This window comes from Allobosea sp. CRIB-10, from assembly GCF_900112185.1.
Classification (GTDB): Bacteria; Pseudomonadota; Alphaproteobacteria; order Rhizobiales; family Beijerinckiaceae; genus Allobosea.
The window spans coordinates 113,800-133,733 of record NZ_FOKP01000006.1 but is presented as its reverse complement, the minus strand read 5'-3'; the positions used below and the strand labels follow the sequence as shown (position 1 = coordinate 133,733).

The following is a 19,934-nucleotide window of genomic DNA, read 5'->3' as shown; positions in this document are numbered from 1 at the left end:
AACTCTTGCCTGCGCCGGCCGATCTCGGTTTGCGGTTAAGCGGGACTTGCCGGCGCAGCCTCAAAGCTCACAGAGCCGGCTTGCCGGCATCCATCAGCAGGCGCTCGGTGCGGGCGTCCTCGATCCGGTTCACCAGCTTGGACGCCTCGTGCATGTCGCGCACCGTCTTGGTCATGGTGATGCAGGACTGGACGAGCATGACGCAGCCCATCGCCAGATAGCCCTTGGCCCACCAGTCGAGCGGCAGGAACAGGACGCCGGCGCCGACCATCGCGGCGGCGACGAAGAAGGAGGCGTAGGTGAAGCTGACCCAGGCGCCGCTATGGGGCTGTGCATTCTGGTTCATGGTTGTCTCCCGTCGGGTGCGTTTGCAGAGGAAAGAGGTCAATTCGCCTGAAGCTGGCGGCTGCGCAGCCGCTCCAGCACATCGTCGGCCGTACTCCGCAGCCGCGGGCCGAAGCCCTTGGCGGCGAGCTTCTCCGTGACCGAGGCGGCGGCAGCGCCGTCGAGCTCGTCGAGCGCGGTCTCGGCGGCTTCCGCTTCGATCTGGCGCTCGCGCAGGCGCCTCAGCGTCTGCTCGGCTTCGGCCAGCGTCGATTCATGGGCGGGACCGATCTCGATCCGGCCCTGCCGCATCTGGCGCACTGCCTCCGAGGCGCGGGCAAGGCGCCGGCCGCGGTCGAGCTCGGCAATGCGCGCCTGGGCCTGGCCGACATGGCGGCGCAGGCGGACGATCTCGGCGGCGAACAGTGCCTGCGCACCGGACGCCGCATCGCGATCGGCCTCCAGGGCGGCGATCGCCTCGGCACCCTCGCGGGCGAGGCTCTCGTCGCCGGCGATGAGCGCGGAGGCGACACGGTTCTCCAGATCGGCGATGCGGGCATGGCTCGCGGCGAGCCGCTCGCTTTCCTGCCGGTCCTGCGCAATCGCCACCGCGAGCGCCTTCTTGGCGCGTTCGAAGGCACCGGCGGCATCGCGCAGCTGCTGGTCGAGGATAAGGAGCGCGTTGCGATCGGCGAAGCGCTCCTCGGCAATGGCGGCGCCGCCGCGGACGAAGGTGAAAAACATCTTGAGCATTGGCTGTTCCCTGCTATGAACGATGTTCACGAAGAAATGCATAACCCACCTATGAACATCGTTCAAGAAAAATCTTGAACATCGTTCATAAAATTTGAGATCGACGGAATGACCACGACGGCAGAGCGCCGCGAGCGGCAGCGAACCCAGCTGATCGACGCAGCCGAGAAGGCCATCGCCGAGAAGGGATTGGCCGGCCTGAAGGCACGCGAGCTGGCGCAGGAGATCGGCTGCGCGCTCGGCGCGATCTACAATCTCGTCGCGGATATGGACGAGCTCGTCCTGCGCGTCGGCTCACGCACGCTGATGCGGCTCGATGCGGCGCTCAGCGCCGCAGAAGGCGAGAATGCGCCCTCCACTGCAAACGAGGCCGCTGACAGGCTGGTCGCGGTCGCCCTCGCCTATTGCGCCTTCGCCCGCGACAACCTGCAGCTCTGGCGCGTCCTGTTCGAGCACCGCATGGCCGAAGGCGCGGTGGTGCCGGACTGGGCCGTGTCGGAGCAGATGACGATGTTCCGGCACATCCTCGAGCCGCTCAGCATCCTCGTGCCCGATCGTAGCGAGCCGGAGCGCATGCTGATGAGCCGGACCTTGTTCTCGGCCGTGCACGGCGTCGTCGCCATCGGCCTAGAGGAGAAGCTGATTGCCGTCCCGCGCCGTGACCTAGACCGCCAGATCGAAGGCCTGGTCCGCCTCGTCTGCAGGGGATTGGCCGTTCCCGGCTGACCGGCTTATCGCCAGCATCGCGTTGCGGCACCCGGCCCCGGTCGCTATCGTCGCGGCGATGACGGCCGCCGACCCCAGCCTCTCGCTCGATGCCTTGACCGATGCGCTCTATCAGGAGCTTCGCAGAATCGCGCATCGCGAGCGCCTGCGCGCTGGCAGGCCGATGACCTTGCAGACCACGGCGCTGGTCAGCGAGAGCTATCTCAAGCTGCGCCAGAGCGCCGGCTGGACCAGCGAGACGCATTTCCTGGCGAGCGCCGCGACCGCCATGCGACACGCCCTCGTCGACGCCGCCCGCGCCCGGCTCAGCCAGAAGCGCGGCGACGGCCAGCGTCCGGTGCCGCTCGACGATGACCATGATCTCCCCGAGACCGGCGACGACGAGGTCGTCCGGATCAGCGAGGCGCTCGCCGCGCTCGAGGCGATCGACCCGCGCCTGGTCAAGGTCGTCGAATGCCGCTTCTTCGCCGGCTATAGCGAGGAGGAGACCGGGCGCATTCTCGGAATCAGCGACCGCACCGTCCGGCGCGACTGGCTGCAGGCCAGGGCCTGGCTCTATCGCGAGCTTCAGGGCTGACGCGGAGCCTTGCCGCGCAGGGCCTCCTCGATCAGCGCGCGCGTCGGGCCGAGCTCGGCGAGATGCGGCGCGCCGGCGGCGCCGGCTTCGCGCAGGACGGCTTCCGCCTGATCGAGTGCCAGCATCGCCGCAGCCGGGTCGCCCCGCGCCAGCAGGATCTGCGAGCGCGCCCCGAGCCCGATCCCGACATAGGGGTGGCGCTCGCCGAAGGCGGCCCGCGCCGCCCGCAGGGCCTGGTCGATCTCGCCTTGGGCATCGGCCAGCCGGTTCTGCACCATCAGCCCGGTGGCGCGGCTCTGGCGCAGCACGATGGTGACTGGGTTGCTCTCGCCGGCGAGCGGGGCGGCGATGCCGAGCGCGCCTTCGAGGATCGGCATTGCCTCGGCGAAACGGCTGCCGGCCATGATCAGCCGGCCGAGATTGAGCTCGATCGCCGCCAGGGCAAGCGAGGGCCCATAGTCGCGCCGCTGCCGCTCGGCCGCCTGGCGCCATAGCTTTTCGGCTCCGGCCGCATCGCCCTGGCGCAGCGCCAGCGCGGCCCGCAGGTTGAGCGTGCCGATCGCGATCACCGAACGGCCGCGCCCCGATGCCGCCAGCACCCGCTCCGCCTCGTCGAGCGCTTGCGCCGCCACCTCGATCTGCCCGGCCTCCAGCGCGTGCAGTGCGAGATTGTGCTGCAGCGTCGCGATCTCGCCATTGTCGCGGCCGAACAGGGCCGTGAGCTCGGCAATCGCCGTGCGCAACCGCGCCATCGCCTCGGGACGCTTGCCGGCTTCGCGCAGCAGTCCGGCCTCGACCCCGGCGAGCTCCGCCAATTGCTTGGGATGGCGCGCCGGCTCGGTCTGGAAGAACCGCTTCGCCTCCGACAACGCTTCCTGCGCCTTGTCGCGCTCGCCGAGTTGGAAACGGTAGCCGGCCAGCGCCAGCTGCGCTTCGGCCAGCCGGCCGGCGCTGCTGCGCGCTTGCTCGGCATAGCGTTCCATCAATTGCACGGCCGTGTGCGGATCGCCGATCTCGCCATTGAGCTCGGCCAGCGTGCGCAGCAGCAGCGGCGCATGGGCGTCGCCCTCGCGGTGCAATTGCGCCGCGGCGGCGTCGAGCACCTGCCGCGCCGAGGCGAAGCCGGGCCCGCCGCTCTGGGACGCCGCACGCAGCAGCAGCATGAAGCCGTCGCGCAGCGCTGTGGCGCGCTCGTTCTCGGCGGTGCCGGCGAGCCTGGCGATCTCGGTCCGGCGCATTTGCACGAGGACGCCGGCCGCGCCTGCGCCGAGCGCCGCCAGCAGCAGTCCGGCCGCGATCAGCGGCGTCCGGTTGCGGCGCAGGAAGCGGCGGATGCGATAGAGCCGCTCGCCGCGTCGCGCCGCGATCGGTTCCAGCCGACGGAAGCGCCTGAGGTCCTCGGCGAGCTCGTCGACGCTCTGATAGCGCTCGCCCGCTTCGTAGCGCATCGCCTTCTGCACGATGACGTCGAGATCGCCGCGCAGCCGTTCCGGCGCGATGGGAGGCTCGTCGCGCTCGGCTGCGGCCCGGCTCGGCAGCGGCGGCTGGTCCCGCATCACACGCATCGCCCCGGCGAAGGCCGAGTTCGCCAGCTGCCAGGGCGGCCGGCCCACCAGCAGCTCGAACAGGATCGCGCCGAGCGCGTAGACATCGGTCGCGGTCGTCGGGTTGCGCCCCTCGAACTGCTCCGGCGCGGCATAGTCGGGCGTGAACACGACCTGCGTCATCAGCGTCTGACCCGGGGATTCCAGCGCGTGGGCGACGCCGAAATCGAGCAGCTTCACCTGTCCTTCCGGCGTGACCAGCACATTGGACGGCTTGAGGTCGCGATGGACGACGAGGTTGCGATGCGCATAGGCGACGGCCTCGCAGACCTGCTCGAACAGCGCGAGCCGCGCTTCGAGTGAAAGCCCAGCTTCAGCGCAATGCCGCGTGATCGCGGTGCCGGCGACGAACTCCATGGCGAGATAGGGCCGCCCGTCCGGCGCCTTGCCGCCATCGACCAGCCGGGCGATGCCGGGATGCTCGAAGCCGGCAAGGACCTGGCGCTCATATTCGAAGCGGGCGAACTGCTCGGCCGCCTCCGGCCGCAGCAGCTTGAGCGCGACGCTCTGCTCGAAACCGCCCTGCCAGCGCTCAGCCTGGTAGACCTCGCCCTGCCCGCCCCGGCCGATCAGCGCCACGATCGAGAAGGCGCCGACCCGCGTGCCTGTCGCAAGCGACTGGTATTGCACCTCCGGAGCCGGCATGCCCGCAAGCGAACTCGCATCGGCCCGCATGAAATCGCCGGCGCCGTCTGCGGCCGCGAGCAGGGCCCTGGTCTCGGCGATCACCGCGGGCGGCTGCCGGCTCTGCGACAGCACGCGCTCGCGTTCCGCCGGCGAGGCTTCGGCGAGCGCGTCGAACAGGTCGCGGATCGCGGCCCATTGCTCCCGGTCGAGATCGACACGCTGGTTCACCGGGCCGCCCGTTCAATCCTTGCGCGGGCGGACATAGCGCACGATCGGGCGCTCCTCGCCCTCGGTGATCACGTCGATCAACACCGCCTTGCGTCGCCAGACGAAGACGCATTGGCCGAGACCCGTCCCGGCGCAGGCATACATCTCCGGCCGCCCGGCGCAGCGCTTGTCCCCGGCCATGCATTGATCGGCATCGGGCAGCGCGACCGGCCGCCAATCCGCCCGCAGCAAGGCCGCGCGCGCCTTGCCGTAGTCCTGGCCGGCGAGTTGCGGCAGCGCCTCGGCGGCTCCGGCACTCGCCGCCGACAGGGTGACGAAGGCCGCAGTGATGATTCCGGCTATCAGCATCCTGCCCCTCACAGATGGTCGCTCGCCTTGACCGGCTGGCGCGCCGCTTCGCTCGCCTCATAGAAGGGCGGCAGTTCGCGCACACCCGCAAGCCCCGCGAGCAGCGTTCCCGGGAAGATCTGCACCGCGTTTCTGAGGTCCCCGACCGCCGTGTTGTAGAAGCGGCGCGCCGCGGCGATGTTGGCCTCGACCTCGTCATAGCTGCGCTGCGCCTCCACCATCGGCGCCGAGGAGGTCAGCTCCGGATAGTTCTCGGCGACGGCGAAGAGCCGCGTCATGTCGGCGGAGATCGCCTCCTCGGCCTTGAACTTCTCGGCGATGCCGGCGAAGTCGCGCTCGCCAAGCTTCGGCATCGCCCGCGCCCGCAGCGCGGTCAGCTCCTCCAGCAATCCGCGCTCGTGATCGAGGAAGCGGCGGGCGATCGCGAGCACGTTGGGGATGAGATCGTGGCGCTGCTGGAGCTGGGCGTCGATCGCGCCGAGCGTTTCCCCGACGGCGTTCCGGCGCTTCACGATCGCCGCGTACCAGAGATACAGCACGGCGCCGAGGCCGAGCAGGAGGATCAGAAAGAAGGTCACCGCTTCAGGCCCTTTCAGTGCGAGGCATCGCTCGGCGGCTCTGCCGGCCGTTCGGAGAAGGAGGTACCGGCAGGCATGGCGCCGCCCGGCTTGACCGCGACATGCATGGCGATCATCGCGTCGACCAGGCGGAACACCAGCGCGAGCTCGTCTTCGAGATATTGCAGCTGCGTCGCGGCATCGTGCGCCTGCAGGCTCGGCGGCTCGAACAGCAGGCGCGTTCCGGTCTGGGCGACGGCGAAGGTGATGCTGTGGCGCTCGACCAGGCAGGAGGGCGGGAAGAAGTCGCCACCATCGGCCATCGACAGCAGCCGCTCCATCACCGCCGGGGTCAGCACGACGCGCGCCTCGACCTGGTCATTGCCGTAGACGTCGTAGATCGAGGCGAAGCGCGGGTCCTCAAGCCTGACCGGCATCAGCCCGGACGGGGCCGGGCGGCTCTTGTCGAGCACCATGGTCGTGCCGAGAAAGGGCGTGTCGACCGCAAGCACGAGCAGAAGGCCGTTGAACACGGTGCTGGTGTTCTTGCCGCTCTTGCGTTCGAGCTCGATCTCGCTGAGGCACAGATCGTAGCCGGCGTAGCGCCCGGTGAGCGCATCGTCGATCTCGGCCCGGTCGTAGCGCGGCAAGAGGCCCCTGGCGACGAGCTCGCCGACCGCCGGGACCGCGCCCTCGACATAGCGCAGCTCGCCATGATGCCGCAGCAGCAGCGGCATCAATTCGCGCTTGAACGCCTTCGCATAGCGCCCCGCGGGAATGCTGAGCGCGATCAGCCAGGGGACGGCGACGGCGAAGCCGAGCAGGAACGGGATGAGCAGCCACTCTGCGAGCATGCCGGACTTGCCGCCACCCCGGCCGGGCATGACGAGGAAGGCGATCGCCAGCGCCAGGCCGATCGGCACATAGAGCATCACGCGGCGGCGGGTATCCCTGGCAGCCTCCAGCCGCAGCACGTTCAGCCGTGCGATCTCGGCGGCGAAGCGCGCGTCCGCTTCGGACGAGGCCGTCGCAACCGGCAGGTGGTAGTGCCGGTAGATGACATAGACCAGAGCGGCGAGGATCGCGCTGGGGATCAGCAGCGCCAGCGAGTTCTGCAGCAGATTGTAGAAGAAGCCGAAGACCACGGCGACCATGACCAGCAGCGCCGCCGCGACCGGGCCGAGGAAGCCCGCCGACACCACGATCGCGACGATCAGGAGCGGGACGCCGAACAGCGCCATCATCAGGCAGCCGCCATAACGGCCGACCTTGCGCTGCGCCTGGCGCATCTCGACGGCGGTGTAGCGCCGAGGCTTGGTGCTCTGTCCGGTTAGGGGGGCGGGGTCGGTCATGTCGGGCTCAAGGTCCTGGAATTCCTGCGCATCGACCACCGAACACTCGTTCCATTCCCCGGGAAAAACCTTCCGCAGGCACCCGGCGCGTGTCACCGACTGGCGGCAATGACGGCGCGCGCGCCTGGAGCGAGCGAGATACGGCCTTGCTCCAGTGATTACCGACATGGCGAGGCCGCCGCGTCCTTCAAATCGAGGAGCCCGCGCGGCGCGCAAGAAATCACGACCCCGCATGTCCGGATTCGCCGCGCGCTTCCGTCTCCGTCGCTGAGACCATCAGCACCGGAGCAGATTTTCCATGTCGATCGCGCAGACCTACGCCAACAGCAGCGCCTCCCGCCCCGCCTACCGGATGCCGCCGAAGCAGGAGCGGCCGGCACCGGCGGCCGACGCGATCTGCGTGTTCACGCTCGATGCCGAATTGCGCGTCGAGCGGATGAATGCCGCAGCGCTGGCGCTGACGCGGACCGGCGCGATCTCCGCGCTGCGCTTCACGACCCGCGACAGGGAGCTTAACAGCCGCCTGCAGCGCTGGAGCCGGCACGCGGCGCCCGAAGCGGAGCTGCGCCTGGCCTATCGCGACGCCGGCCGCAGCTTCGCGCTCGCCATCTCGCTGGCGCAGGATTGCAACGACCCGCACGAACCCGCCCGCTTCGTCGTGGTGATGCAGGAACAGGCCGGCGCGATCGACCGCAAGCTCGCCGATGTCGCCCGCGACCATGGACTGACCGACGCGGAGACGCGCGTGGCCGAGCGCATCCTGACGGGAGAGAACACGATCCAAGCCGCGCGCAGGCTCGGCGTCGCGCCAACGACGGTGCGCACGCATCTGCAACGCATCCTCGCCAAGACCGACACGCACCGGCAGAGCGAATTCGCCTGCCTCGTCGCGCGCTATGGCCACTGAGCGCGCGCGTCAGCTCGCCTCGGCGCTGCGCGCGTTCTGCAGGATCAGCTGCGCCACGAGGGCCGGCGCTTCGATAGAAGGCATGTGCCCGACGCCGCCGAGCCGGTGGCAGGCGGCATGGCCGGGCAACTCGTCCTGATGCGCCTGCGGAATGATGCGGTCGCCCTTGCCCCAGACCACCTTGAGCGGCCCCGTGAAGCGGTCGAGATCGGCGCCGATCCTGATCGCCTGCGTCCCGTCCGGAAACAGCCTTTGCGCGATCTCGGCCTGCGCCGCGCCGACGCCGAAGCGCTCGCGCTCGCGCAGCACCGCCTGGGCATAGCCGCGCGGCAGCCGGCCGGGATCGGCCGCGAGCCGCTCCAGCCAGGGCATCAGGCTCTCCACCGTCCGCGCCGACAGGAAGCCGGCGAGGAAGCCGCTATCGATCTCCGGACCCAGCCCCGCCGGCGCGATCAGCGTCAGCGAGCGCACGCGCACCGAGAGGTTCGCCGTCAGCGCCGCGGCGACGGCCCCGCCGAGCGAGTGCCCGACGAGATCGCACTCGCGCGCACCATTGGCCTCGATCTGGCCGAGCACGGCCTCGGCGAGCGCCTCCAGCGACGGTGATGTCAGCGCCGGCTCCCGGCCATGGCCCGGCAGCTCCGGCGTCAGCACCGGGCGCCCGTCGAGATGCGGGCGCACCATGTTCCAGGCCGCGGCATTGGCGCCGAAGCCATGGAGCAGCGCTAGAGGAGCGGCCGAGCCTGTCCTCGCGACGGCAGGCGAAGGCACGACCGCGACGGGGGCAGCCGCCGACGCGGCGTCCGTCTGCTCTCGCAAGGTCCGCTCGATGTCGCGGCTCTTGATCCGCCCGCCCGGGCCGGTGCCGGCGATGCTGGAGATATCGAGACCGGCCTGACGCGCCAATCGCCGGGCTAGCGGCGAGATGCTGATGCGCCGAGTGGCTGCCTCGGCCTTGGCCGATGCGTCCGAAACCACTGCCTCAGGCCCCGCGACTGCCGGCTGCGGCACCGCGACGGGTGCTTCATCCGCAAAAGTGCTGTCGGCGATGCGCCCGAGCACGGCACCGATGCCGACCTCCGCCCCCTCCGGCGCAAGGATCGCGGCGAGGACGCCGTCGCGCCCGGCCTCGATCTCGGTCGCGGCCTTGGCGGTCTCGACCACGACGACGACGTCACCCGCCTTGACGGGGTCGCCGATCTTGGCCGCCCAGGAGACGACGGTTGCGCTCTCCATATATTCGCCGGCTCCGCCGGCGAGCGTGATCTCATGGCTCATGCCACCCTCCCTCAGGCCAGGGCCCGGCGCGCCGCCGCCGCGATCTTGGCGGCATCGGGCAGGACGGCGCTTTCCAGCGGCTCGCTGTAGGGGATCGGGATGTCATGGGTCGCGACGCGCTCGACCGGGGCGTCGAGATCGTCGAAGCAGCTCTCCATGATCGTCGCGCTGAGCTCGGCGGCATAGCCGCAGAAGCGCCAGCCCTCGTTGACCACCACGGCATGGTGCGTGCGGGCGATCGAGGCCTTGATCGTCTCGCGGTCGAGCGGGCGCAGCGTGCGCAGGTCGACGACCTCGGCGGAGATGCCTTCCTTGGCCAGCTCGTCGGCCGCCTTCAGCGCGTCGACCACCATCTTCGAGGAGGCGATGATCGAGACGTCGCTGCCGGCACGGGCGATGCGGGCCTTGCCGATCTCGACGAGATGATCGCCGTCCGGAACCTCGTCGCGCGTGTTGTAGAGCAGCTTGTGCTCCAGGAAGACCACCGGATGGTCATCGCGGATCGCCGCCTTGAGCAGGCCCTTGGCATCCGCCGCCGTTGCCGGCGCGACCACCTTGAGACCGGGGATATGGGCAACGAGCGCGTCGAGGCTCTTGGAGTGCTGCGCGCCGGCGCCGGCCCCGCCGCCGCCCTGCGTGCGCAGCACGAAGGGCATCGTGACCTGCCCGTTCCAGATGTAATTGTAGATCGAGGCCTGGTTCATCAGCGCGTCGACGCTGAGCGGCAGGAAATCGGCATACATGATCTCCAGCACCGGGCGGGTGCCGGCCATCGCCGCTGTCACCGCCATCGCGGTCAGGGTCTGCTCGGAGATCGGCGTGTCGCGCACCCGCTCCGGCCCGAACTCCGCCATCAGGTCCTTGGAAACCTTGAAGACGCCGCCATAGACGGCGATGTCCTCGCCCATCAGCCAGACGGATGGATCGCGCTGCATCTCCTCGCGCAGCGCCGAACGCAGCGCCTCGGCATAACGCATCATCGCCATGGTCAGGCTCCCGCAACGGTATAGGGCGCGCTCGGCGCATGGTCGGCGAAGCTCGGCAGCGGGTCGTTCAGCGCCTGCTCGACCGCCGCATCGACCTCGGCGCGCGCCGCCGCCATGACCGCGTCGAGCCGCTCGGCCGAAACGCTGTCGGCCAGCATGGCGTGGGCGAGCACGATCGGATCGCGCTTGCGCCAGAGGGAAAGGTCTTCGTCCTTCTGATAGCCGCCGACATCGCTCGTCGAGAAGCCGACCATGCGATAGGTCTTGGCCTCGATCAGCGAGGGCCCCTCGCCGCGCCTGGCACGCTCGACCGCGGCACCGACGGCGCGATGGACGGCGATCACGTTGTTGCCGTCGACGATCTCGCTCGGCATGCCATAGCCGGCCGCCCGGACGGAGAGGTCGGGCACCGAGGACTGCGTCGAATGATGCGCGGTCAGCCCGTACTGGTTGTGCTCCAGCACGAAGACGACGGGCAGCGTCCACAGCGCCGCGATGTTCATCGATTCATGGCAGATGCCGGTCTGCGCCGCGCCGTCGCCGAAGATGCACATGGCGACGCGCTGGCCGCCGTCGGCGCGGTTCCTCATCTGCAGCGAGACGGCGAAGCCCGTCGCCGCCGGAATGCCGCCGCCGACGATGGCGTTGCCGCCGAGCAGCCCCTTCTTCACATCGGCGATCAGCATGTGCCCGGCCCGTCCGGCGCAGACGCCGGTGGCGCGGCCGAGGATTTCGGCGACGATCGGGTGCAGGCCGACGCCCTTGCCGACATAATGCGCATGGCCGCGATGCGTGCTCGTGAGCAGGTCGTCATCGCCCAGCATCGCGGTCGCGCCGATGCCGACCGCCTCCTGGCCGTCGCAGCGATGGATCGGCCCGCGCGTCTTGCCGGCCTTGTGCAGCTCGCCGAGCCGCTCCTCGAGATGGCGCACCGCCACCATCCGCCCGAGCATGTCGAGCTGCTCGTCCACCGTCGGTGAATTCCTCATCGCCGCCGCGTTCTCCCCTGCTTTCGGCGCCTGACTCTCCGGCTCCGGGCAGGCAGATCGAGGCGCTCATAGCTTTCGCTGCGAGAGACCCTAGCGCAGTCCGCGGCGCGACGCTATAAGTGTCTACACAATATAATGCAGTCTTGCAGCGAAGCGACAGGACCGGCCGCATGACGGCGAACGCGCGCTCCGATCACGAGGCGTCGCCGGAGGAACGGCCGGCTTTCCGCCGGAACCAGAGGAGAAGGACGATGATCTTCGACCACCGCGTCTATACGGCTCGGCCGAACCGCCTGAACGACTTCCTGAAGCTCTATGAGGATGTCGGCCTGCCGATGCAGCGGCAGTATCTCGGCGAGCCCTTCGGCTTCTTCCAGACCCATATCGGCGATCTCAGCCGCGTCGTGCATCTCTGGCAGTACGACAGCCTGGCCGACCGCGAGACGCGCCGCGACGCGATGGAGGCCGATCACGCCTGGCAGGCCTATCGCCGGCAGGTCGTCGAGGCCGACCCGCTGCTCGACATGCGCAACCAGATCCTCAAGCCCGTCTCCTTTTTCAAGCCCAAGCCCTGAGACGGAAAGCCCTGAACCAAGACGATCCCGCGCCGGACATCCAGCCCATGAAACTCGACCTGATCGTCGGCGACGAGCGCTGGCGCATCGCCTGCGATACGGCGCGGGCGCCTCGCACGCTTGCCACGCTCGCCGCGAGCTTGCCCACCGCACTCCAGCTCCACACCCCGAAGATCGCCGGCCAGCACATCTACTGGCATGCGCCTTTCGTCGAGGATGCCGAGGGCGGCGTCGACGTCATGGAGGCGCAGCCCGGCGCCTTCCTGTACTGGCCGGCGCGGCAGTTCCTCGAGCTGATCTTCGCGCCGCTCCAGGCCGAGACGGCGCAGGTCACCCTGCTCGGCCGGATCGAGGGCGGGTTGCCGGAACTCCAGGCGCTCGGCCTTCGCTTGCGCGAGCAGCACGGGCGCAGGCTCTTCGCCGGCAATCTCGTGCCGGTCGAAGGCGTGCAGGCGCCGGAACCGCGGCCCTCGCAGGTTCCGGCCGAACTCCTCGTCCTCCGGCAAGAGCTCTGGAGCGCCGCGCCCGCCGATATCGAGGCTCTGCTGGCCTCCCGCGCGACCATGCATCCAGCCGGTCCGCTCTTCCTGGCGGAATCGGAGGCGCGCATCCTGCACGAACTGCTCTGGTGGGTCCGCGGCGGCCTTGCGACGGAAGAGCCGCGCATCTCCCGCCGCATCGCCGCCGTCGCCTCCAACAAGGCCGCGACCCGGCTGCGCGATTTCTGCCATCTCGGCGAGAGCGCCGCGGCGATCTTCGCGCTGGAGGCCGCCTTCGGCCGCGACGACGTCCCGCTCGCGGCGCTGGTCGACGAAGCCATCCTCTGCGCCGGCCGATTGGCGGCCTGGCTCGACCTGCGCATCCCGTGGTCGGCGGTCAACGCAGCCACCCGCTCCGCCCTCGACGAGGCCGCATGAGAACCGGGCTCGCTCCTCTCGCCGATGGCGGAAGCCTCGCCTACACGCTGCGCGGCGACGGCCCGCCGCTCGTGCTGATCTCGGGCCTGGGCGGGCTGGCGTCGTTCTGGAACGCCTTCGCCGAAATCTGTGCGCCCTATTTCCAGGTCGTCACCTACGACCATCGCGGCGTCGGCGGTTCCTCGGTCTTGGAGGGCCCCACCAGCATCGACGCGATGCGCGCGGACCTGACCGGCCTGCTCGACCATCTCGGCATCGCCAGCGCCGCCATCCTCGGCCACTCCACCGGCGGCGCCATCGCGCAGAACCTGGCGCTCGCCCAGCCGGAGCGTATCACGCGGCTGGTGCTGTCGGCGACCTTCGCCCGCCCCTGCGCCTATATGCGACGGCTCTTCGCCGGGCGGATCGAGTTGCTCGATAAGCTCGGCATCGACGCCTATCGCCGCCATGCGGTGACGCTCCTCAACGCACCCTATTGGCTCGACGCCAATGACGCCGTCGTCGAGGCGGAGCTGCAGGCGGCAGCCGCCCGCTCGAAGCCGACGGATGCCGCGGTGGTGCGCGAGCGCATGCTCGCCGTGCTCGGTCATGATGCGCAGGATCGGTTGGCAGAGATCGCTTGCCCTGTTCGCGTCGTGGTCGCGGCCGACGACATCGTCACCCCAGCCTATCTCTCGCAGCGCCTCGCCGACGGCATCCCGCAGGCGGAGCTCGCTGTGCTGCCGCGCGGCGGCCACTACGCCATGCGGGCCGAGCCCGAACGCTACCGCGACGCGGTGCTGGACTTTTTGCGCGGTAGGTCTTCCGCCGCCGGGACGAGGACATGATCATGGATGTGAACGCGATGCGCGGGCCGATCGGCGTGGTCGGGCTCGGCACCATCGGCCAGCGCTGGGCGGCGACCTTCGCCCATCACGGCTACGAGGTCTCCTGCTACGACCCCGACCCGGCGCGCTGGCAGGCCTTCCAGGCGCTGCATCCGGCGCTGATCGACGATCTCGAACGGCTGGCGCCGGCCCGCACGGCGCGCGGCCCTGTCCGCTTCTCGGATGATCTCGGCAAGGCGCTCGCCGGCGTCGCCTTCGTTCAGGAATCGGGCCCCGAACGCCTCGATCTCAAGCAGGAGCTGCTCGCGGCGATCGAGCGCCATGTCGGCGACGACGTCGTGATCGCCTCCTCATCTTCCGCGCTGCTGGTCTCGGACATGCAGGCGAACTGCGCCCGGCCGCAGCGCATCGTGCTCGCCCACCCGTTCAACCCGGTCCACCTGATGCCGCTGGTGGAGATCGTCGGCGGCCGCGACACGGCGCCGGAGGTGATCGAGCAGACGCGCGCCTTCTACGATGGGCTCGGCAAGAAGCCGGCCGTGCTGCGCAGGGAGATCACCGGGCATCTGGCGCTCCGGCTGATGGGCGCGATGTGGCGCGAGGCGATCGCATTGGTCGAGAGCGGCGTCGCCAGCGCCGAGGATGTCGACCGCGCCTTCTGCTACGGCCCCGGCCCGAAATGGACGCTGCAGGGTTCGTTCATCTCGAACCACCTCAACGCCGAGGGCATCGAGGCCTTCCTGACCAAATACGGCAAGACCTATCAGGACATCTGGGACGATCTCGGCGATGCCAGGCTGGAGCCGGCGACGATCGCGCGCGTCTCCCAGGAGGTTCGCGAGGCCATTCGCAATCGCAGCGACGCCGAACTGCGCGACCAGCGCGATGCCGGCCTCGTCGACCTGCTGCGCGTGATGACGCAGCGCGCCGCCCTCTGACGATCGCAACGGGAGCATCCGCATGGCAACGCCCCTTCCCTATCGCACCGCCCTGGTCACCGGCGCCTCGCGCGGCATCGGCGCCGCGATTTGCGCCCGCCTGACCGGGATGGGCCTCACCGTCTACGGCGTCGCCCGCAGCCGCGAGGCGCTCGCCGGCGTGGTCGACGCATTCGGCGTCGTGCCCGTCGTCGCCGATGTCCGCGACACCGACGCGATCGTCGCCGGGCTCGGCGGGGCCGAGATCGACGTGCTCGTCAACAATGCCGGCATGGTCGCGACGGTGAAGCCGCTTTACGAGCAAAGCGCCAACGAGATCGCCGAGACGATCGCCGTCAACCTGACCGCGCCGATGCTGCTGATGCATGCCTTGCTCGGCGGCATGGTGGCGCGCCGGCGCGGCCATGTCGTCAACATCACCACGACAGCAGCCCGCGGCGTGCTCGCCGGGACCTCGGCCTATGGCGGCGCCAAGGCCGGGCTCGCCCATGCCTGCCGCTCGCTGCGCTACGATCTCGCCGGCAGCAATGTCCGCGTCACCGATCTCGCGCCGGGGCGGGTCGAGACCGAGATCTATCTGCGCGCTTTCGGCGGTGACCGCGAGCGCCTCAACGAGACCATGTACGGCCATGTCCGCGCGCTGCAGCCGCAGGACATCGCCGAGACCATCGCGGCGGTGCTCGCCTTGCCTGAGCATGTCGACGTCACCGAGATCGAGATCTCGCCGACCGACCAGGCGGTCGGCGGCCACGTCTTCAAATCGGTGGAGGGCTGAGCCGTTCAGGCGCGGCGGGTGTTCGCCGGTGCGCCCGTCAGCCTCTCCAGCACGGCGTCGCAGGCGGCGATCCAGCTCGCCTCGACGTCCCCCGCTTCGAGCACCTTCAGGCCGCATTCGGTGATGCCGCCCGGCGTCGCCAGGCTCGTGAGCAGCGCCTCGACCGCCTCCGGCCGCTCGGCGATCATCCGGCCGGCGGCGACGAAGGTCTCCGCCGCCAGCTGCCGCGCCGTCTGCGGTGCCAGGCCATGGGCGAGCGACCAGTCGCGTCCGAGCCCGATCAGCACCTGGGCCCAGCCATAGATCGCGGCGCTGACCGACGCGGTCTCGAATCCGGCTTCGTCGGCGAGCGGGATGACCGCGCCGAGCCGCGTCAGCAGCGGCCGCAGCGCCGGCAGGTCGGGATAGACCGTCGTCGGGCTCGCGCCGATCGAGGCCGCCGTCAGCGGCATGATCCGCGCCACCTCCGCAGGACCGGCTGCCGCGCGCAACTCCGCCAGGGACACCCCGGCGCAGGCCGAGACCAGGATCTGGCCAGGCCGCCAGCCCAGCCCCGTCACCGCGACGATCGCATCGCCCGGGCGCGTCGCCAGCAGCACGATGTCGGCGGCGGCAACGAGCGCGCCATTGTCGCTGGCAAGCGCGATGCCGTGGCGTTCTGCAAGCTTCGGCCCATGCCCGCGCGGCGACAGGATGATCTCACCCGCTGGTAGATCACTGCGCAGGAGCCCGGTGATCATCTCTTCCGCGAGATGGCCGACGCCGAGGAAGCCGATTCGTGTCATGTTGCATCCATGAGTGCGCACACTGCTTGCAGCAATGGCGATCGGTGGTTGATTTTTGCGGGCGAGGCGCTTTCAAGCATGAAGCGTCGAGAGGCCGGACGCGACCGCAGACCGGCCGGACAGAGAGGCTGAATGCCGAAGACCGCCAAGGCCACGACCGCAGAGAAGGCCGACAAGATCGCGCCGCGCCGTGCCGCCGATAGCGCCGAGCGCGCCTACAAGGCGATCCGGCAGCAGCTCGTCGAGTTCAAGATGCGCCCGGCCGAGCGAATCAACGAGGTCCATCTCGCCGAGATGCTCGACCTTTCGCGCACCCCGGTCCGCGAGGCGCTGAACCGGCTCGCCTCGGAAGGCTTCCTGGTGTTCACGCCCAATCGCGGCTTCTGCTTCCGCGGGCTCGACATCGACGATTTGCTCGACCTGTTCGAGATGCGCTCGATCATCGAGACCGGCGCCTTCGCGCTGGCCTGCGAGCGCGCCGACGAAGCCGGCATCGCCCGGCTCCAGGCCTTCTGGGCTGATGCGCATCCGCGCTATGACAAGCGCGACCCGGACGAGATCCTCGAACTGGACGAGGCCTTCCACGTCCACCTCGCCGAACTCGCCAACAACCCCGAGATCGTCCACCAGCTCACCGGCATGAATGCCCGTATCCGCTTCGTGCGCCGGGCGCAGATCGAGAACGCCCCGCAGCACTGGAGCCTGGTCGACGACCATACGCGCATCGTCGAAGCCCTGGTCGCACGTGACCGCGAGCGCGGCGTCGGCATCCTGCGCCAGCACATCTCGCTGACCTTCGCCGAAGCCCGCGCCGCCCTCAAGGAAGCGCTCCTGAAGAGCTATTTGCCGGACGAGGACGCTCCGCCCCGCCGCCGGGGCCGCGCCGCGCGGAAATAGAGCATTTTCGAGCGAAGTGGACGCCGGTTCGCGTGAAGAAAATACGATAAAACAAGGACCTAGAGCAATTTCGCGATTCGAAGAATTGCGGAAATGCTCTAGCGCGGAGCCCTCTACGTCGCCGCATGCGGTCGCGCGGCTGTCGTTCGACCTTGAATTCGAAGCGTTTTTTGTCGGCCCGTCCACCTCGCGGGCCAACGCTGCGCGTGCCACGACCGGCGCTTTCCTCAGCAAGGTTATGCGATTTGGGCAGGGGCTGCGCACGCGATGTCCAAAAGTGCCTGTACAACTGCATGCACTTATGACACGTTCCGTGTATCGGGGAAATCCCGCTGTGAATGGAACCTCCAGGGATGCGCGACCACGTCCTCGGGCTCGACCACATCGTTGTCGCCGTGAGCGAGCTGTCGGCGTCGGCTGCGCGCTTGCAGGCGCTGGGTTTCACGGTCTCGCCGCGCGGTCTGCACAGCGACTATCTCGGCACCGGCAACCACACGATCATGTTCGAGGACGACTATCTCGAACTCCTCGGCGTGCTCACCGCCACCGAGTTCAACGCCCCGACCCGCAGCTTCCTGGCCGATGGCGCCGGGCTCGAGCGCCTGGCCATGCGCACCGACGACGCCGCTGCCGGCCTCGCCGGCCTGAAACGCGACGGCTTTGCCGACAGCACCGGCCCGTTCGAATTCCGCCGCCCCGTCGAGCTCGATGGCGGGCGCATGGGCGAGGCAGGCTTCCGCATCTTTCAATGGCCGCTGGAGCCGGCGCCGGCCGGGGTGCGCCTGTTCGCCTGCCAGCATCTCACTCGCGATACCGTCTGGCTGCCGAGCCTGACTGCGCATCGCAACGGCGCCCGGGCTTTGAAACGGATCGAGATCGTCGCCGCCGATCCACGGGCCGAAGCCGAACTCTGCGGCAAGCTGCTTAATCTGCCGGTCGGCGCAACTGCCGGCGTCCATACCGTCGCCATGCGCCCGCGCGGCGCCGATCTGGTCTTCGTCGATGAAACGGACTTCGCGACACGCTGGGGGCGGCAGGCCGGTGAGCCGCTGCCGCGCTGCGGCATCGTCCTGGCGATCGCGGACATCGAGGCAGCGGCGCCCTTCGCCGAATGGACCGGCCCGAACGCCCTGCTCTGCGCAGGCGTCGACGGCGCGCTGATCGGCTGGGAGGCATCCGCCCGGCGGGAATGACCGCTCGCCGACGACGATCACAAGCAATCACGACAATGGAGGGGACCATGACCACGACATATCCGACACGGCGCCGCCTGCTCGCCAGCGCCGGCGCGCTCGCAATGGCTGCCGCGCTGCCGAACACGACCTTCGCCCAGGAACCCAAGCGCGGCGGCACCATCACCGTGCACATGCCGCAGGAGCAGCGCATCCTGAACCCGGCCCTGCGCGCCTCGACCGGCGTCTACGTCATCGCCTCCAAGATCATGGAGCCACTGGTCGACCTCAACGAGAAGGGCGAGCTGGAGCCGATGCTGGCGACGAGCTGGCAAGGCTCGCCCGACGGCAAGACCATCACCATCAAGCTGCGCGAGGGCGTGAAATGGCATGACGGCAAGCCCTTCACCTCGGCCGACGTGCAGTACACGGCGATGGAACTGTGGAAGAAGCACCTGAACTACGGCACCGCGCTGCATTCGGCGCTGGAAGCGGTCGACACGCCCGACGCCCACACCGCGATCTTCCGCTACAGCCGCCCGATGCCGATGGACCTGTTCATGGGCGCGGCGCCGGACCTCGGCTACATCGCGCCGAAGCATGTCTACGAGGGCAGCAACATCCTCGACAACCCGGCCAATGTCGCTCCGATCGGCACCGGCCCGTTCAAGTTCGCCCAGTATGAGCGCGGGCAATACGTCATCGCCGAGCGCAACCCCGACTACTGGCGCAAGGGCTTTCCCTATCTCGACAAGATCGTCTGGCGCTTCATCACCGACAAGGCCGCCGCGACCGCCGCGATCGAGGCCGGCCAGGTCCATATGAGCAACTATTCCTCGCTGCCGCTCGCCGACATCGATCGGCTCGGCAAGGATGCCCGCTTCGAGGTCTCCTCGCGCGGCAATGAGCGCCAGCCCTTCCAGAACACGATCGAGTTCAACCTGCGCCGCAAGGAGCTCTCGGACGTCCGCGTGCGCCGCGCCATCATCCACGCGGTCGACACCGACTTCTTCATCGAGAACTTCCTGTACGGCAACGGCAAGCGCGCCCATGGGCCGATCCCGTCGGTCTCGACCAATTTCTACAAGGCCGGCGCGCCGGACTATGCCTTCGACGTCAAGAAGGCGAATGCGCTGCTCGACGAGGCCGGCTTCAAGCGCGGCGCCGGCGGGGTGCGCTTCTCGGTGAAGATGCTGAGCCCGCCCTTCGGCGAGGATATCCCGCTCTGGTCGACCTTCATCCAGCAGTCGCTGCAGCAGGTCGGCATCAAGGTCGAGCTCCAGCGTCCGGACGCCGCGACCTATCTCACCGCGGTCTATCGCGACTGGGACTACGATCTCTCGACCGGCTGGCACATCTACCGCGCCGACCCGGCGATCAGCACCATGGTCTGGTACCGCTCGGGCAGCCCGAAGGGCACCGCCTTCACCAACCAGTGGGGCTGGGTCGACCCCAAGGCCGACAAGATGATGGACGACGCCGCCTTCGAGATCGATCCGGCCAAGCGCAAGGCCGCCTATCCGGAGCTCGTCAACCTGCTCAACACCGAAGTGCCGCTGTGGATGGCGACCGAGCGCCAGTTCATCTCGGTCACCAGCAAGAAGCTGAAGAACCACCACAACAATCCGCGCTGGCCGTCGAGCCATTGGGCGGATCTGTGGTTCGAGCCCTGATCCGGCCGAGCCGGAGCGGCCGCCCCTCGACGGGTGGCCGCTCCTCGCCTGACCATCGCCTTTTGACAAGACCCGCCCGACGCTCTCGGATGCCGGCCATCCCGGCATGTCCGGCGCTT

21 protein-coding genes are annotated in these 19,934 nt (G+C 69.2%); 11 read left to right on the top strand and 10 right to left on the bottom strand.

Annotation, left to right across the window (positions count from 1 at the left end; genetic code table 11):
* Positions 1–67 precede the first annotated feature (67 nt).
* Both BMZ69_RS10700 and BMZ69_RS10695 read right to left on the bottom strand, forming a co-directional pair.
* Entirely contained in the window at positions 68–346 is a 279-nt protein-coding gene (locus tag BMZ69_RS10700) for a YiaA/YiaB family inner membrane protein (RefSeq protein ID WP_092156617.1), read from the bottom strand.
* A gap of 38 nt (positions 347–384) precedes the next feature.
* Complete coding sequence (locus BMZ69_RS10695; RefSeq protein ID WP_244543318.1) at positions 385–1,068, bottom strand: PspA/IM30 family protein; 684 nt, start codon at positions 1,066–1,068, stop codon at positions 385–387.
* A gap of 117 nt (positions 1,069–1,185) precedes the next feature.
* On the opposite strand from BMZ69_RS10695, the gene BMZ69_RS10690 reads away from it, so the two are divergent.
* Positions 1,186–1,803 carry a TetR/AcrR family transcriptional regulator gene (locus tag BMZ69_RS10690; RefSeq protein ID WP_092156615.1) on the top strand — a complete coding sequence of 206 codons (618 nt, stop codon included), beginning with the start codon at positions 1,186–1,188 and terminating at the stop codon, positions 1,801–1,803.
* 58 nt (positions 1,804–1,861) lie between these two features.
* A complete protein-coding gene (locus tag BMZ69_RS10685) occupies positions 1,862–2,380 on the top strand; it encodes an ECF-type sigma factor (RefSeq protein WP_139219029.1) in 519 nt (172 codons plus the stop codon).
* On the opposite strand, the gene BMZ69_RS10680 is transcribed toward BMZ69_RS10685, so the two are convergent.
* The 4 genes from BMZ69_RS10680 to BMZ69_RS10665 are packed head-to-tail and all read right to left on the bottom strand — an operon-like array spanning position 2,371 to position 7,096.
* The gene (locus tag BMZ69_RS10680) at positions 2,371–4,839 is read right to left on the bottom strand and encodes a serine/threonine-protein kinase (protein ID WP_092156613.1); all 2,469 of its coding nucleotides are present in this window, start codon (positions 4,837–4,839) and stop codon (positions 2,371–2,373) included. The two genes, BMZ69_RS10685 and BMZ69_RS10680, sit on opposite strands and share 10 nt — an antisense overlap.
* Before the next feature lie 12 nt (positions 4,840–4,851).
* Positions 4,852–5,187, bottom strand: coding sequence for a hypothetical protein (locus BMZ69_RS10675; protein WP_092156612.1), 336 nt, complete (start codon positions 5,185–5,187; stop codon positions 4,852–4,854).
* An 8-nt stretch (positions 5,188–5,195) separates the two neighbouring features.
* A complete protein-coding gene (locus BMZ69_RS10670; RefSeq protein ID WP_092156611.1) occupies positions 5,196–5,765 on the bottom strand; it encodes a LemA family protein in 570 nt (189 codons plus the stop codon).
* Positions 5,766–5,779: 14 nt separating this feature from the next.
* Entirely contained in the window at positions 5,780–7,096 is a 1,317-nt protein-coding gene (locus BMZ69_RS10665; RefSeq protein ID WP_139219028.1) for a DUF3137 domain-containing protein, read from the bottom strand.
* A gap of 298 nt (positions 7,097–7,394) precedes the next feature.
* Between BMZ69_RS10665 and BMZ69_RS10660 the strand changes: the two genes are divergently transcribed.
* Positions 7,395–8,003, top strand: coding sequence for a helix-turn-helix transcriptional regulator (locus BMZ69_RS10660; protein WP_092156609.1), 609 nt, complete (start codon positions 7,395–7,397; stop codon positions 8,001–8,003).
* 9 nt (positions 8,004–8,012) lie between these two features.
* Here BMZ69_RS10660 and BMZ69_RS10655 read toward each other — a convergent pair whose 3' ends face one another.
* From BMZ69_RS10655 to BMZ69_RS10645, 3 genes are read right to left on the bottom strand one after another with little or no spacing between them, the layout of a single operon-like run.
* Positions 8,013–9,281, bottom strand: a complete 1,269-nt coding sequence (locus BMZ69_RS10655) for an acetoin dehydrogenase dihydrolipoyllysine-residue acetyltransferase subunit (RefSeq protein WP_092156608.1) — start codon at positions 9,279–9,281, stop codon at positions 8,013–8,015.
* A gap of 11 nt (positions 9,282–9,292) precedes the next feature.
* Positions 9,293–10,267: an alpha-ketoacid dehydrogenase subunit beta gene (locus BMZ69_RS10650; RefSeq protein ID WP_092156607.1), complete on the bottom strand. Its 975-nt coding sequence runs from the start codon at positions 10,265–10,267 to the stop codon at positions 9,293–9,295.
* Between the two features lie 2 nt (positions 10,268–10,269).
* The gene (locus tag BMZ69_RS10645) at positions 10,270–11,256 is read right to left on the bottom strand and encodes a thiamine pyrophosphate-dependent dehydrogenase E1 component subunit alpha (RefSeq protein WP_092156606.1); all 987 of its coding nucleotides are present in this window, start codon (positions 11,254–11,256) and stop codon (positions 10,270–10,272) included.
* A 251-nt stretch (positions 11,257–11,507) separates the two neighbouring features.
* Here BMZ69_RS10645 and BMZ69_RS10640 point away from each other — a divergent pair, with 251 nt between their 5' ends.
* The 5 genes from BMZ69_RS10640 to BMZ69_RS10620 are packed head-to-tail and all read left to right on the top strand — an operon-like array spanning position 11,508 to position 15,288.
* Complete coding sequence (locus BMZ69_RS10640; RefSeq protein ID WP_092156605.1) at positions 11,508–11,831, top strand: NIPSNAP family protein; 324 nt, start codon at positions 11,508–11,510, stop codon at positions 11,829–11,831.
* 47 nt (positions 11,832–11,878) lie between these two features.
* Complete coding sequence (locus tag BMZ69_RS10635) at positions 11,879–12,748, top strand: hypothetical protein (protein WP_092156604.1); 870 nt, start codon at positions 11,879–11,881, stop codon at positions 12,746–12,748.
* Entirely contained in the window at positions 12,745–13,575 is an 831-nt protein-coding gene (locus BMZ69_RS10630; RefSeq protein WP_092156603.1) for an alpha/beta fold hydrolase, read from the top strand. Before BMZ69_RS10635 ends, BMZ69_RS10630 begins: the two co-directional genes overlap by 4 nt.
* A 2-nt stretch (positions 13,576–13,577) precedes the next feature.
* A complete protein-coding gene (locus BMZ69_RS10625) occupies positions 13,578–14,513 on the top strand; it encodes a 3-hydroxyacyl-CoA dehydrogenase NAD-binding domain-containing protein (protein ID WP_175506753.1) in 936 nt (311 codons plus the stop codon).
* 22 nt (positions 14,514–14,535) lie between these two features.
* Complete coding sequence (locus tag BMZ69_RS10620) at positions 14,536–15,288, top strand: SDR family oxidoreductase (RefSeq protein WP_092156601.1); 753 nt, start codon at positions 14,536–14,538, stop codon at positions 15,286–15,288.
* Between the two features lie 5 nt (positions 15,289–15,293).
* On the opposite strand, the gene BMZ69_RS10615 is transcribed toward BMZ69_RS10620, so the two are convergent.
* Positions 15,294–16,073 carry a pyrroline-5-carboxylate reductase family protein gene (locus BMZ69_RS10615; RefSeq protein ID WP_092156600.1) on the bottom strand — a complete coding sequence of 260 codons (780 nt, stop codon included), beginning with the start codon at positions 16,071–16,073 and terminating at the stop codon, positions 15,294–15,296.
* 132 nt (positions 16,074–16,205) lie between these two features.
* Between BMZ69_RS10615 and BMZ69_RS10610 the strand changes: the two genes are divergently transcribed.
* The 3 genes from BMZ69_RS10610 to BMZ69_RS10600 all read left to right on the top strand — a co-directional run bounded on the left by BMZ69_RS10610 (position 16,206) and on the right by BMZ69_RS10600 (position 19,815).
* A complete protein-coding gene (locus BMZ69_RS10610) occupies positions 16,206–16,970 on the top strand; it encodes a GntR family transcriptional regulator (protein WP_092156599.1) in 765 nt (254 codons plus the stop codon).
* A gap of 353 nt (positions 16,971–17,323) precedes the next feature.
* Complete coding sequence (locus BMZ69_RS10605) at positions 17,324–18,163, top strand: VOC family protein (protein ID WP_175506752.1); 840 nt, start codon at positions 17,324–17,326, stop codon at positions 18,161–18,163.
* A 47-nt stretch (positions 18,164–18,210) separates the two neighbouring features.
* Positions 18,211–19,815: an ABC transporter substrate-binding protein gene (locus tag BMZ69_RS10600; protein WP_092156597.1), complete on the top strand. Its 1,605-nt coding sequence runs from the start codon at positions 18,211–18,213 to the stop codon at positions 19,813–19,815.
* Positions 19,816–19,934: the final 119 nt, after the last annotated feature.

Coding starts and splice junctions, on each gene's coding strand:
- BMZ69_RS10700 (WP_092156617.1), bottom strand. CDS start 346: ATGAACCAGAATGCACAGCCCCATAGCGGCGCCTGGGTCAGCTTCACC.
- BMZ69_RS10695 (WP_244543318.1), bottom strand. CDS start 1,068: ATGTTTTTCACCTTCGTCCGCGGCGGCGCCGCCATTGCCGAGGAGCGC.
- BMZ69_RS10690 (WP_092156615.1), top strand. CDS start 1,186: ATGACCACGACGGCAGAGCGCCGCGAGCGGCAGCGAACCCAGCTGATC.
- BMZ69_RS10685 (WP_139219029.1), top strand. CDS start 1,862: ATGACGGCCGCCGACCCCAGCCTCTCGCTCGATGCCTTGACCGATGCG.
- BMZ69_RS10675 (WP_092156612.1), bottom strand. CDS start 5,187: ATGCTGATAGCCGGAATCATCACTGCGGCCTTCGTCACCCTGTCGGCG.
- BMZ69_RS10665 (WP_139219028.1), bottom strand. CDS start 7,096: ATGACCGACCCCGCCCCCCTAACCGGACAGAGCACCAAGCCTCGGCGC.
- BMZ69_RS10660 (WP_092156609.1), top strand. CDS start 7,395: ATGTCGATCGCGCAGACCTACGCCAACAGCAGCGCCTCCCGCCCCGCC.
- BMZ69_RS10655 (WP_092156608.1), bottom strand. CDS start 9,281: ATGAGCCATGAGATCACGCTCGCCGGCGGAGCCGGCGAATATATGGAG.
- BMZ69_RS10650 (WP_092156607.1), bottom strand. CDS start 10,267: ATGGCGATGATGCGTTATGCCGAGGCGCTGCGTTCGGCGCTGCGCGAG.
- BMZ69_RS10645 (WP_092156606.1), bottom strand. CDS start 11,256: ATGAGGAATTCACCGACGGTGGACGAGCAGCTCGACATGCTCGGGCGG.
- BMZ69_RS10640 (WP_092156605.1), top strand. CDS start 11,508: ATGATCTTCGACCACCGCGTCTATACGGCTCGGCCGAACCGCCTGAAC.
- BMZ69_RS10635 (WP_092156604.1), top strand. CDS start 11,879: ATGAAACTCGACCTGATCGTCGGCGACGAGCGCTGGCGCATCGCCTGC.
- BMZ69_RS10630 (WP_092156603.1), top strand. CDS start 12,745: ATGAGAACCGGGCTCGCTCCTCTCGCCGATGGCGGAAGCCTCGCCTAC.
- BMZ69_RS10625 (WP_175506753.1), top strand. CDS start 13,578: ATGGATGTGAACGCGATGCGCGGGCCGATCGGCGTGGTCGGGCTCGGC.
- BMZ69_RS10620 (WP_092156601.1), top strand. CDS start 14,536: ATGGCAACGCCCCTTCCCTATCGCACCGCCCTGGTCACCGGCGCCTCG.
- BMZ69_RS10615 (WP_092156600.1), bottom strand. CDS start 16,073: ATGACACGAATCGGCTTCCTCGGCGTCGGCCATCTCGCGGAAGAGATG.
- BMZ69_RS10610 (WP_092156599.1), top strand. CDS start 16,206: ATGCCGAAGACCGCCAAGGCCACGACCGCAGAGAAGGCCGACAAGATC.
- BMZ69_RS10605 (WP_175506752.1), top strand. CDS start 17,324: ATGCGCGACCACGTCCTCGGGCTCGACCACATCGTTGTCGCCGTGAGC.
- BMZ69_RS10600 (WP_092156597.1), top strand. CDS start 18,211: ATGACCACGACATATCCGACACGGCGCCGCCTGCTCGCCAGCGCCGGC.